At 68.9% G+C, this 12,312-nt stretch carries 10 protein-coding genes; 6 read left to right on the forward strand and 4 right to left on the reverse strand.

Annotated features, from left to right (window positions below):
- The first annotated feature begins 1 nt into the window (after window position 1).
- The 4 genes from ACIHIX_RS04970 to ACIHIX_RS04985 all read left to right on the forward strand — a co-directional run bounded on the left by ACIHIX_RS04970 (window position 2) and on the right by ACIHIX_RS04985 (window position 2,875).
- Window positions 2–415 carry a hypothetical protein gene (locus ACIHIX_RS04970; protein ID WP_399949730.1) on the forward strand — a complete coding sequence of 138 codons (414 nt, stop codon included), beginning with the start codon at window positions 2–4 and terminating at the stop codon, window positions 413–415.
- A complete protein-coding gene (locus tag ACIHIX_RS04975) occupies window positions 402–1,034 on the forward strand; it encodes a hypothetical protein (RefSeq protein WP_399949732.1) in 633 nt (210 codons plus the stop codon). The genes ACIHIX_RS04970 and ACIHIX_RS04975 overlap by 14 nt, the downstream gene beginning before the upstream one ends.
- A gap of 40 nt (window positions 1,035–1,074) precedes the next feature.
- Entirely contained in the window at window positions 1,075–1,716 is a 642-nt protein-coding gene (locus tag ACIHIX_RS04980; RefSeq protein WP_399949735.1) for a hypothetical protein, read from the forward strand.
- An 883-nt stretch (window positions 1,717–2,599) separates the two neighbouring features.
- The gene (locus ACIHIX_RS04985; RefSeq protein ID WP_399949738.1) at window positions 2,600–2,875 is read left to right on the forward strand and encodes a hypothetical protein; all 276 of its coding nucleotides are present in this window, start codon (window positions 2,600–2,602) and stop codon (window positions 2,873–2,875) included.
- Between the two features lie 216 nt (window positions 2,876–3,091).
- On the opposite strand, the gene ACIHIX_RS04990 is transcribed toward ACIHIX_RS04985, so the two are convergent.
- A complete protein-coding gene (locus ACIHIX_RS04990) occupies window positions 3,092–3,391 on the reverse strand; it encodes a WXG100 family type VII secretion target (RefSeq protein ID WP_063826091.1) in 300 nt (99 codons plus the stop codon).
- A gap of 347 nt (window positions 3,392–3,738) precedes the next feature.
- On the opposite strand from ACIHIX_RS04990, the gene ACIHIX_RS04995 reads away from it, so the two are divergent.
- Window positions 3,739–8,319 (forward strand): FtsK/SpoIIIE domain-containing protein, encoded by a 4,581-nt coding sequence (locus ACIHIX_RS04995; RefSeq protein ID WP_399949741.1) that lies wholly within the window; start codon window positions 3,739–3,741, stop codon window positions 8,317–8,319.
- A gap of 40 nt (window positions 8,320–8,359) precedes the next feature.
- Here ACIHIX_RS04995 and ACIHIX_RS05000 read toward each other — a convergent pair whose 3' ends face one another.
- Both ACIHIX_RS05000 and ACIHIX_RS05005 read right to left on the reverse strand, forming a co-directional pair.
- Window positions 8,360–10,210, reverse strand: a complete 1,851-nt coding sequence (locus tag ACIHIX_RS05000) for a serine/threonine-protein kinase (RefSeq protein WP_399949744.1) — start codon at window positions 10,208–10,210, stop codon at window positions 8,360–8,362.
- A 74-nt stretch (window positions 10,211–10,284) separates the two neighbouring features.
- On the reverse strand, window positions 10,285–11,133 hold the full coding sequence (locus ACIHIX_RS05005; RefSeq protein WP_399949747.1) for a menaquinone biosynthetic enzyme MqnA/MqnD family protein: 849 nt from the start codon (window positions 11,131–11,133) through the stop codon (window positions 10,285–10,287).
- Between the two features lie 286 nt (window positions 11,134–11,419).
- On the opposite strand from ACIHIX_RS05005, the gene ACIHIX_RS05010 reads away from it, so the two are divergent.
- Window positions 11,420–11,623 (forward strand): cold-shock protein, encoded by a 204-nt coding sequence (locus tag ACIHIX_RS05010; protein WP_007490911.1) that lies wholly within the window; start codon window positions 11,420–11,422, stop codon window positions 11,621–11,623.
- Between the two features lie 91 nt (window positions 11,624–11,714).
- On the opposite strand, the gene ACIHIX_RS05015 is transcribed toward ACIHIX_RS05010, so the two are convergent.
- The gene (locus ACIHIX_RS05015; protein ID WP_399949750.1) at window positions 11,715–12,272 is read right to left on the reverse strand and encodes a helix-turn-helix domain-containing protein; all 558 of its coding nucleotides are present in this window, start codon (window positions 12,270–12,272) and stop codon (window positions 11,715–11,717) included.
- Window positions 12,273–12,312 lie beyond the last annotated feature (40 nt).

A 12,312-nucleotide genomic window follows, 5' to 3' on the forward strand; every position in this document is an offset into this window, starting at 1 on the left:
CATGGACCTGAACTCGGCGCATCGCATTGCCGAGGCCGAAGCGGCCCGTACCGGGCTCGGCACCGGACCCAACCGGCGACTCCGGCTGACACTGATCATCGGGATGCCGCTGTTCCTGCCGGTCTTGGGAATCATGATCCTGGTGCCAAAGTCCCTGAGGAATGACGTGCTCTACGTCTATGAGGCCGGGATCGTCGGTTGCCTCCTGCACTACGTCTGGGTGTTCGTGAAGTACCCCCGGTACGCAGACCGTCCGCCCTATCTCACCCGGGACCTCGCCATGGGCGGTGGCTTCTTCTTGCCCTCGCTCTTCTTCGGCTTCTGGCCGGGCATGATCGCCGCTCCGGCTTGGGCGCTCTTCGTTGGCGCCGCCTACGCCGTGGAACTGACCCGGGGGCGCGATGACCACCGTTGAGCACCACCGGGCCCCGAACGGTTTCAACCTGGTACCGCCGCCGGGCTGGGATGTGATTCCGCTACGAGCGGGCACCAAGGAGGCGGTCGACCGCATCGTCCGGAAGGCCGTCGCGCAATTGCCCGCCGGCTTTCCCAAGGACGACATTCCGAAGGCCCGGTTGAGTCTCACTCAGGAGATGAAGAAGGTCGTCCGCCGGGCCAGCGCCAAGGGGGGTATGACCCTCTATCTTCCCACCGAACGCCTTCACGGCATCGTGCTGCCCGTTTCGTTCGTGGCCTCGGAGCCGATCGAGATCCCCCGAGTCAGGCCCGACAGCGGCCCGGAAGCGGTCCTGGCCGCGCTCGCCTCTGAGATCCCCGGTGCCCAGACGAGGGAACTGGACGACACCGCGGCCCTGCGCTCGGAGCGAGAAGTACCGGCCGACCCGACGCAGGGCGTCGACGTAGCTCACCGCCGTGTCGAGTACTTCGTTCCTGTCCCGGACAGCGTCCCCGACCAGTATCTCGCCTTCTCCTTCAGCGCCCTGATCGCACCTGGCTCGGATCCCGCCTTCTACGACACCCTCGTGGAGTTGTTCGATGCCGTGATGGGCACCTTCCGCTGGAGCTACGCCTGAAGGCTCCCTACCGCCGTGCCCCCGAAGAAAGAGATCACCCATGCCCGAAGGCACCCTGTGGAGCGCCGACCTCGGCGCCCCGCTCCACATCGACACGGATGCCAACCCAGACCTCTGGGGCTACCTCCACCTGCAGATCGACAAGAAGACCTTCAAGGAGTGGCTGGACCTGCACCTGACCGGTCTGGCCGCCGTCCACGACATCGAACTCACCCGCAAACTGCGGCGTTTCCACAAGAGTTTCTACGAGCAGACGATCGTCACGCTCCGGGACAAGCTCCAGGCAGACCAGGCGTTCGTGTACCACCCCGTTCCACTGACCTACATGCCGCTGGTGATGCACGCCACCCGCCTCCACTGCGAGGCCCGTGACGCGGCTTCTTGCGAGGGGCTCACCGAGCTCACGGTGCCCCACCCGGAGATCCCCGAGTGGCAGCAGCGAACCGGCAGCGTGCCGTTCGCTTCCCCGCACCTGGGCGCGAACGGGGTCCGGGTCACCCGCTCCTATCCTGCGGACAGCGCCATCATGATGACCTCGGTGACGTACCACTGGCACACCCCGCCCGGCTTCCCCGACGTCTTGCTCCGCGGCCACCACGACGATCCGGAATTGATCGCGGCCGCTATGGAGGCCCTGGACGACTTCGCGCGGACGCTCCGGCTTCCCGGGACTGCCCATTGAGGCGATCTCGCCCGACGGCGCCTTCGGCGACGAACAAGCCGTGATTGGCCTGGAAATCCAGGCCGTCAACCGCAGAGAGCCCAATAAGAAGTATCGCGGCCCGCGGAGTACGTGGCTCTCCAGAAGTCTCAGCGCCTCTACGGCATCACAGGTTGAATAGGAAGAGGCACGATACATGGCTGAGCAGTTCGCTGTAGACGGTGGCGAACTCGCGCATTTCATGAACCTTTTCAAGAAATCCTTGACGAAAGCCAGAAACGGCAATTCTGGGGGCAAGAAGTGACAGCGGCTCCAGGACTGGAACAGCCTCTTCTGGACGAGCCCACATGAACCCACCAGATCATTCCGTTGCTTGGGAGCACCCGCCGACCCAGCGCGCCTGGTCCAAGCAACTGGCTGTCAACATACTCGCTCTACTCGGCTGGATTGCTTTGTGGGAGACGCTGTTGGCGACCCTCGTGGCGTTCCTGTCACCCGGGTACACAATCGTGCCGTTCCTGATCTACAGCTTCTATTGGGCGTTGTTTCGTCGGCGCGATTGCCGCATCCGCCCCAGACGGTGCGACCCCGCGCCGCTTCCGCTTCCTCGACCAACAGACAGGCTCGGACGGAGGCCTGCGGTCCGTTGCCGACTGGGGCGCGACGGCCGAAGACACCGAGCGCGGGTCGTGCGGCAATCCCTCTCGTCGACGTCCTCCTCGCCTCACCCGCTTCCGCTGAGGCGGATCGCTTGTGAGGCCATCAACTCCTACGCGCGCTGCGCGAGGTGGGAACGGTCCACTGCTCATTGTGATTTCACCCCGACGATGTCTAGGGAGGCGGCGGGACTCTCCACTCCCTGTTCACCGTTTCCTGGCGAGACATCGCCTGGGCTCCGCGACCTGTGAGCGTCGCACGGGCAGCAGCCACGGCAGACGAGCACGCCCACGTCGAGGATCTGGGCCTGCCCAGCGGCCCCGTGGCGATGGGCGAGACGGTGCGCGCGCCGGCTGCCGAGTCCCTGCTGCAGATTTACGAATGCCTCCCGCACCCGGACTGCAAGCGCATGGCAGTCCTGATGCTGAGCACGACAGCGGTGGAGCGGCGCGAGCAGCATCGCGAGATCCTGCGCCAGATTGCGCAGCTCAGGACATTCGAGTCACCGTTGGCCGCGGTATAGGGCACGCGCACCTGGGCGCACCACTGGAGTCCGTGACAGCCGCCGTTCCGCTGTGTAGGACGCCGCCGAATTCACTTCACCGCTCTTGAGCGCGACGTCCGGCGTGCAGGTCGCGGTGAGGGCGCAGAAGCAGCCGGTGCGGCAGGGTGGCGTGCACCAAGCACGCGCCACCACCCCACCGCACCGGGAACAGCGACACCCGTCAAAAAACGGACGTCACTTACGAGCCGACTTAGCCAGCTCCTCGTCGATCTGCTCGAACTTGTCCGCCGCGGTCGTGAGGTAGTCCCCCATGCCGTCCAGACCGTCCAGCGTGTCCTTGGTGCCGCGGACGAACTCGTCGAAGTTCTCGTCGAAGGCCTTGGACGAGCTCTTCGTCACGTAGCCGGACTGGACGAGGTTGTTGATGTACTTCTTCAGCCCGTCCAGCTTCTCCTGGAGCTTTTCCTTCTCCTTCACGACATGCTTCGCAGCATCCCGCATGTCCTGATAAGTGACATCAAGGTCCTTGGCCATGTGGCCGCTCCCTATCAAAACGCCGCAGGGCCAACCCCCGTGGCTCCCTGTTTGCAGAGCGATCGGCATCCGGGCCGCCCGGGGTGACCGGGGCGGCCGGTGTGATCGTCCGCTCTTGGTGCAGCAGCTTACGGGTGGGACCTGAGGTGTCACATCCCCGGTTGTGAACAAGACGTCGTGAACTCGTGCACGCGCCGTTGCCATCGGGAAGCAGTACGCCTCATCGCGCCCCACCCTCGCCGCCCCGCTCCCCAGTTGTCACACCCACCCGATATCGTCGATTCCTGCCGTGGCCTGCGTTGCAGAAGCAGCCAGGGGGGCCACAGTGGCCGTGGGGAGGACATAGCGTGCGCCTGACTCTGACCGTCGTCGACCCGTTCGGTGGTGGCACCGCCGATGTCGTGCTCGATGCCGATCCCGAGTCCTCCGTCGGGGACATCGCGGAGGAGCTCGCCAAGCAGGTCGGAGCCCACGGAGGCGCTCAGGTCATCCCGCTCGGACTCCAACAGCACCAGGTCCCCGCCAACAACGCCCCCCTTGTCTACGTCGACGGGTACGGCGTCGATCCCTCCGCCACCGTCGTCAACTCCCCGCTGCGCGACGGCGCGGTCGTCTCCCTCCAGGACCCCGCCGGGTGTCTGCCCGGCGAGCCCACCGGCCTCGTCGAACTCCGCGTCGTCGGCGGCCCCGTCGCCGGCTTCGTGCACCGGCTCGGCGTCGGGCGGTACGACATCGGCAGCGGTCCGGCCTCGTACATCCGTGTCGACGACCCCGAACTCGACGCCCGTGCCCTCACCTTGTCGGTCGCCACCGACGGCACCTGCCAGGTCACCGTCCACACCAAGGCCGAGAGCGACGACGACCCCGCACCCGTCACCCTCGACGGCGCCCCCGTGGAGGAGGACAAGAGCGACTGGCCGCTCGGCGGGCAGATCGCCGTCGGCAACACCCTGCTGGAGCTGGCCCGTTACTCGCCGCCCAACGCCGCCCTCAAGTGGTCCGACGACGGCGTCGGCCTCGACTACAACCGGCCCCCGCGGCTGCGTCCCCCGGACCGGCAGACCAAGTTCCGGCTGCCGTCCCCGCCCCGCGAGTACGAGGCCCGCCCGCTGCCCTGGCTGATGGCGCTCACGCCACTCGTCGGTGCCATCGTCTCCGTGCTGATCTTCCAGCGCTGGTACTACCTGATCATGGCGGCCCTGAGCCCCCTCCTCCTCTTCGCCAACTACTTCAACGACAAGAAGCACGGCCGCAAGTCCCACGCCAAGCAGGTCAAGGAGTACGAGGAGCAGAAGGAGAAAGTCGAGAAGGACGCTCAGGACGCGCTGGTCGCCGAGCGCACCGACCGGCGGCACGCCATTCCCGACCCTGCCACCGTCCTCTCCCTCGGCACCGGGCCCCGGACCCGTCTCTGGGAGCGGCGGCGCAGCGATCGTGATCACCTGCTCATCCGTTTCGGTACCGGGCAGATGGACTCGGAAGTCGTCCTCGACGATCCCGAACAGCTCGACCACAAGCGGCAGGTGACCTGGAAGATCGAGGACGCCCCTGTCGCCCTCTCGCTCCGCTCCCTCGGCGTCATCGGCATGGCCGGGCCCGGTGACTCCGCCCGTTCCATGGGGCGTTGGGCCGTCGCGCAGACCGCCGCGCTGCACAGCCCGATGGACGTGCAGTTCTACGTCCTGAGCGAGAACAGCGCCCAGGACAGCTGGGACTGGACCCGCTGGCTGCCGCACGCCAAGCCCGGCTCCGGTCAGGACGTCAACGTGCTCATCGGCACCGACGCCGAGACCGTCGGCGCCCGCATCGGTGAGCTGACCCAGATCCTCGACGCCCGCAAGAAGGCCGCCGAGCAGAACAAGGGGCAGGGGAGCTCGTTCAGCGACCCCGACATCGTCGTCGTATGGGACGGGTCCCGGCGGCTTCGCTCCCTCCCGGGTGTCGTCAGAATCCTGCGTGAAGGGCCCGCCGTCTCGCTCTACGCCCTCTGCCTCGACGCCGAGGAGCGGTTCCTGCCGGGTGAGTGCCAGGCGTACGTCGTCGCCGAGCCGCCCGCCCAGGAGTACGACTACCTCCAGCAGGCGCAGGCTCAGCAGCAGGTCGCCGGCGGTGGCTTCCCCTCCTTCCATGCCTGGCATCAGACCGCCGAGGACCCCCACCAGGACGCTGCCGCCGAGAAACTGCGGCTGCGGGTCGAGGAGGCGGGCGCCGAGCGGATCAAGGACGTACGGCCCGACTTCGTCTCGGCGGCCTGGTGTCTGCGGCTCGCCCGCGCCCTCTCGCCGCTGCGGGACATCAGCGGGGAGACCGAGGACTCGGCGCTGCCCTCCGCCTCCCGGCTGCTCGACGTGCTTCAGCTCGAACCGCCCACCAGCGATGCCATCGTGGCCCGTTGGCGGATGGGCGGGCAGTCGACGATGGCCGTGATCGGTGAGTCGTACGACGGGCCCTTCGGCATCGACATCCGCAAGGACGGGCCGCACGGTCTTATCGCCGGTACCACCGGTTCCGGTAAGTCCGAGCTGTTGCAGACGATCGTGGCCGCGCTCGCCGTCGCCAACACGCCCGAGAACATGACGTTCGTGCTCGTCGACTACAAGGGCGGCGCGGCGTTCAAGGACTGTGTCCATCTGCCGCACACCGTCGGCATGGTGACGGACCTCGACGCCCATCTGGTGGAGCGGGCGCTGGAGTCACTCGGTGCCGAGCTGCATCGGCGCGAGCACATCCTCGCCAAGGCCGACGCCAAGGACATCGAGGACTATCAGGATCTGGTCCGGCGCGATCCCTCCCACGCGCCCGTGCCCCGACTCCTCATCGTCATCGACGAGTTCGCGTCGATGGTGCGTGACCTGCCGGACTTCGTCACGGGTCTCGTCAACATCGCCCAGCGAGGGCGTTCCCTCGGTATTCACCTCCTTCTCGCCACCCAGCGGCCCTCCGGTGTCGTCTCCCCCGAGATCCGCGCCAACACCAACCTCCGTATCGCGCTGCGCGTGACCGACGGCGGTGAGTCGTCCGACGTCATCGACTCCCCCGAGGCCGGGCACATCAGCAAGAGCACACCGGGTCGGGCGTATGTCCGGCTCGGGCACGCCTCGTTGGTTCCGTTCCAGTCGGGGCGCGTGGGTGGCCGGCGGCCGGGTGCCGCCGATCCCGCGGTGCTGATGCCGTGGGTGGGGCCGCTGTCCTGGGAGGACCTCGGGCGGGCCGCGCTCGTCAAGCCGAAGGCCGAGTCCCGTGAGGACGAGGAGATCACCGACCTCAAGGTCCTCGTCGACACGATCCGGGACGCCAACCGCTCACTCGGCATCCCCCCGCAGCACAGCCCCTGGCTGCCGGCGCTCGACGAGACGCTGCTGCTGGACGACATCCAGGTGCCCGCGTTCACCGGCGGCCCCGGCAAGCTGGCGCCCGCGCCGTACGGTGTCGAGGACCTGCCCGCCCTCCAGGCGCGCCGCCCCGTCTCCGTCGACTTCGCCTCCTTCGGGCATCTGATGATCGGCGGTGCGCCGCGCAGCGGTCGTTCGCAGGTGCTGCGGACGCTCGCGGGCTCCCTCGCGCGCACGCACTCCGTGGCGGACGTGCACATGTACGGCATCGACTGCGGCAACGGCGCGCTCAACGCGCTGACCCGGCTGCCGCATGTGGGTGCGGTCGTCGGCCGCAACCAGACCGAGCGGGTCGTACGGCTCGTCAACCGCCTCAAGGGCGAGATGGACCGGCGCCAGAACCTCCTCGCCGACAAGGGGTTCGCGGACATCGGCGAGCAGCGGGCGTCGGTCGCCGAGGAGGAGCGGCTGGCGCACATCGTGGTGCTCCTGGACCGCTGGGAGGGCTGGGTGCCCACGCTCGGCGAGGTCGACCACGGCTCGCTGACCGACGAGTTGCAGACGATGATGCGCGAGGGTGCCTCCGTCGGCATCCACCTGGTCCTCACCGGTGACCGCACCCTGCTGGTGGGCCGGATCGCGACCCTGACCGAGGACAAGTACGGTCTGCGGCTCGCCGACCGCAGCGACTTCTCGGCGCTCGGCATCCCGGCCCGCAAGGTGCCGGAGGAGATCCCGCCGGGTCGCGGCTACCGCAACGAGTTCGGTACGGAGACCCAGTTCGCGCTGCTCTCCGAGGACACCACGGGTCAGGGCCAGGCCGCCGCGCTGGCGGCCATCGGTGAGGCGGCCGCCGCGCGCGACGCCGCCGTTCCCCGCACCCACCGCCCCTTCCGCGTCGACAGCCTGCCGAGCCGGGTCTCCTTCCCCGAGGCCTGGGAGATGCGCGACCCGGACGCGTCCCGCGCCAAGCTGTGGGGTCTGGTCGGCATCGGCGGCGACGAGATCGTCGGCTTCGGCCCGGACCTGGCGCAGGGCGTGCCGACGTTCGTGGTCGCGGGCCCGGCCAAGTCCGGCCGCTCGACGGTCCTGATGAACTTCGCGCAGTCGTACCTGACGCAGGGCGTACGACTGGTGATCGCCGCCCCCCGCCAGTCCCCGCTTCGTCAACTCGACGGAACGGAAGGCGTGTTGAAGGTCTTCACCGGTGACGACATCGACGAGGACGAGTTCGAGGAGCTGATGGACGAGGCGAGCCCGGAGGAACCGGTCGTCGTCCTCGTCGACGACGGCGAGATCCTTGAGGACTGCGACGCCGCGAGCCAGTTCAAGAAGCTCGTCTCGCGCGGCGCGGAGCGCGGCCTCGCCATGGTCATCGCCGGTGACGAGGAGGACGTCTGCTCCGGCTTCTCCGGCTGGCAGGTCGACGCCAAGAAGGCCCGCCGCGGCATCCTTCTCTCCCCGCAGGAGACCTCCTCCGGCGACCTCATAGGCGTCCGCCTCAACCGCGGCCTGGTCGGCGGCCAGATCACCCCGGGCAAGGGCATGCTCCACCTCGGCGACGGTGAGCTGCGCACGGTGGTGGTCCCCGGGTAGGCCCAGGGCGGGGCGAGTGGAGCGGCCCCGCCTTCTCCTCCTACTCGACCTTCGACATCCTGGCCTCGGGGTTCCCCTCCGCCTCGCTCTCCGAGACGTACTTCAGATCGTCGCCGACCGGGACCAACCGGACGGTGTGGGCGGCCGGGTTGCAGCCCTCGTGGTTGGACTTCGCGCCGACGGACGTCGCGATCAGCTCCGTCCTGGTGACCTGCTTCAGGGTCAGTACGTCGTTGCAGACGCCGCCGAGGATGTCGGTCTGCCGGAGCTTGCCCAACTGCTCGCCCACGGCCACGTCTTTGACCGTCAGCCGGAAGGTGCCCATCGGGATGCCGGAGCCGGTGCCCTGGCCCTCCCAGGTGCCGAGGTAGCGGTCGGGGACGCCCCCGGGGGCCGTGGCCTCAGCGCCGCTGCTCTCGCTCGGCACCGAACTCGCCGTCTGCTGCGGCGAATACGCGTCGGAGCTGCCGGCGCTGGTGTCCTTGTCGTCCTTGGGCAACAGGTCGAACAGGAACACCGACCCGACCGTGACCGCCGCCAGCGCCCCGGCGACCGCCAGCGCCACCGTGCAGCTGAGCCGCCGCCCGCGCCCGCCCGGCCCCGGCACGGACGTCGCCGCCACGGAGACGGAGAGCTTGCCGGGCGCGTCAGAGTCAGAGGCATAGGGTGCCTCGGATGCGCGGAGCGCGTCGGACACCTCCGGCACCGCGTCCCGCGGCTCGGGCACCACCGGTACGCCGCCGGCCACTACCGATACACCACCGGGCACCACCGGTACACCACCGAGCGCCACCGGTACGTCAGGCCCCACCACCGGCCTCGGCGGCGTCACCGGTCCGTCAGGCCCCACCACCGGCATCACCGGCGGCGGCCCGAACTCGCCCACGGTCGGCAGCACCGCAGGCGCCCCCACCGCCGAACCGCTGAACCCCACCACCCCCGAAGCCGCAACCCCCGAGCCCACGCCCCCCGAAGCCGCCCCCGAACTCCCCTCACCCACCTCCAGGTTCAGCAACTGCACCGCGCTCCGGCTCACCCGCTCCACCAACGCCCCCGGCAGCCACCCACCCGCCACCAGCCGCGCCGCCCCCTCCGGAGCGAGCCGTCGGGCCACGTCCGCCGGGCTCGGCCGGGCCCCCGGCTCCTTGGCCAGGCACTCGGCGACGAGCTCCCGCACGTCACCGCTCAACAGCCCCAGTTCGGGCTCCTCGTGGACGACCTTGTAAAGGAGCGCGGCCGACGAGTCACCCGGGAACGGCGACTCCCCGTTCGCCGCGTACGCCAGCACCGCGCCCAGCGAGAAGACGTCCGCCGCTCCCGAGACGCCCTTGCCCAGGATCTGCTCGGGGGACATGTATCCGGGCGAGCCGATGGAGACGCCGGTCGACGTCAGGGACGCGGTGCCGTCCGTGGCGCGTGCGATGCCGAAGTCGATGAGAAGCGGCCCGTCCAGGGTCAGCAGCACGTTGGACGGCTTCACGTCCCGATGGACGAGGCCCAGTTCGTGCACGGCCGCCAGCGCCTCCGCGAGCCCCGCCCCCAGCGCCCGTACCGAGGGCGCGGGCAGCGGACCGTCGTCGGCCACCGCCACCGTCAGGGACGGACCCGCCGCGTAGGCCGTGGCCACCCACGGCACGGCCGCGTCCGGGTCGGCGTCCAGTACGGGGGCCGTCCAGGCACCGCCCACCCGCCGCGCCGCCTCGACCTCGCGCCGGAAGCGGGCGCGGAACTCCTCGTCGAGCGCGAAGTGCGGGTGCACGATCTTGACGGCGACCGTACGGCCGCCGGTGTTGCGTCCCAGATAGACCCGGCCCATGCCGCCGGAGCCCAGCCGGCCGAGCAGCCGGTAGGGCCCGACGCTGGTCGGCTCGTCGACTCCGAGTGGCTGCATGACGCCCACCCTCCCCCATGAGGCCGTCGAGACTCCGCCCGACTCGGCCGAGCCCCGTAGGACTCAGATGCAGATTACGGCTGAAGCAGTTCCACCTTCACGTCCGCCGGGAATCCCGTCGTCGGCCCGACGCGGCGGGCGAACTCCGCGACCGCCTCCAGCTGCGGGCCACCGAACCGGAAGTCGAGGGTGGTGAAGTACTGCTCCAGGACCCGCTCGTCGAAGGACTCCCAGCGGGCGGCCTGCTCGGCGACCTTGCCGACCTCGTCGAGGGAGAGGTTGCGGGAGGCGAGGAAGGCCTCGTGGACCCGGCGGGTGATCACCGGTTCCCGCTCCAGGTAGTCCCGGCGGGCCGCCCAGACGGCGAAGACGAACGGCAGGCCGGTCCACTCCTTCCACAGCGCGCCGAGGTCGTGGACCTCCAGGCCGTACTTCGGCCCGTCGAGCAGATTGGCCCGCAGCGCCGCGTCCCCGATGAGCACCGCCGCCTCCGCCTCCTGCATCATCAGGCTGAGGTCGGGCGGGCACGTGTAGTAGTCGGGCTGGACGCCGTACCGCTCGGACAGCAGAAGCTGCGCGAGCCGAACAGACGTACGAGAGGTCGAGCCGAGCGCCACCCGGGCGCCGTCCAGCTCGTCCAGCGGGACCTGCGAGACGATCACGCAGGACATCACCGGGCCGTCGCAGCCGACCGCGATGTCGGGGAAGGCGACGAGGTCGTCGGCGTTGCGCAGGAACTCGACGAGGGTGATGGGGCCGATGTCGAGATCACCCCGCACGAGCTGCTCGCTGAGCTTTTCCGGGGTGTCCTTCGTGAGCTCGAAGTCGAGGAGCGTGCCCGTTCTCGCGAGCCCCCAGTACAGGGGCAGGCAGTTCAGGAACTGGATGTGGCCGACGCGCGGCCGGGTGCGGTAATTGTCCACATCGTGAGGCTAGACCCTGGGGGCTGACGTACGATTACCACCCCCGCCGTCAACCCGACACGAGCGAGATCAAACATTCGGGTGACGTGATCTTGGCCTCTATTGCTTTCGGCTGCCCACATGCTAGGCTCGCCGCAAGTTGCAGTTTGGTTTCCCTTGCAGTACAGAGCCTGCGGAGCATGTGACCGCGGGCTCTAGTCGTTTTCAGACGTATGCAGTTGTGCAGCACTGTTTTCACAATCGCAGGTTCTGGAGCAGGGCAACCCTTTGGGCCCAAGGAGGGCTTATGGCTACCGGAACCGTGAAGTGGTTCAACGCCGAAAAGGGCTTTGGCTTCATCGCCCAGGAGGGTGGCGGCCCGGACGTCTTCGTCCACTACTCCGCCATCAACGCGAACGGCTTCCGTTCGCTGGAGGAGAACCAGCAGGTCTCCTTCGACGTGACCCAGGGCCCGAAGGGCCCGCAGGCGGAGAACGTCACCCCCGTCTGAGACTCCTGAGTCTCTGATCCGGACCTGAGAGCAGTACCCAAGGAGCCCCGCGCCGCAAGGCGACGGGGCTCCTGCCTTTGTTCGCACATGTCTACATGTGCTGCATGACCAGCACGAACGTCGTCCCGGCGGCGAGCGCCTCGTACGAATGCGGCACATCCCCGCGGTACGCCATGTAGTCCCCCGGCGCCAGCTCGACCTCCTCGCCCGCCGGGCCCGCCCTGACCTTCCCCGTGCTCACGACCAGATGCTCGTACGTGCCTGGAATATGCGGTTCCGACGCTCGGGCCGCGCCCGGTTCCGCACTGATGTGGTAGATGTCCCGCCGCGCCCCGGGCGGGCTGGACGACAGCAGCCTGCCGACATAGTCGGCCTGCTCGGACGCCACCGCGGGACCCTGCCCCGCCCTGATCACCTGCACGGACGGCGCAGGCGGCTCCACCAGCGCGCTGAACGGCACCCCCAGCGCCACCGCCAGCGCCCACAGCGTCTCCACGCTCGGATTCCCGCCGCCCGCCTCCAGCTGGGACAGCGTGGACTTCGCGATCCCGGCGCGCTTGGCGAGCTCCGAGAGCGACAACCCCGTACGGGTGCGCTCGCGGCGCAGCGAGGCGGCGATCCACTCCAGCGGAAGACGACTGTCGGGCATGTTCGTTCGCTCCATCGGTACGACCGTTCGCCTTGACGAA

Source organism: Streptomyces sp. NPDC051913, from assembly GCF_044593635.1.
Classification (GTDB): Bacteria; Actinomycetota; Actinomycetes; order Streptomycetales; family Streptomycetaceae; genus Streptomyces.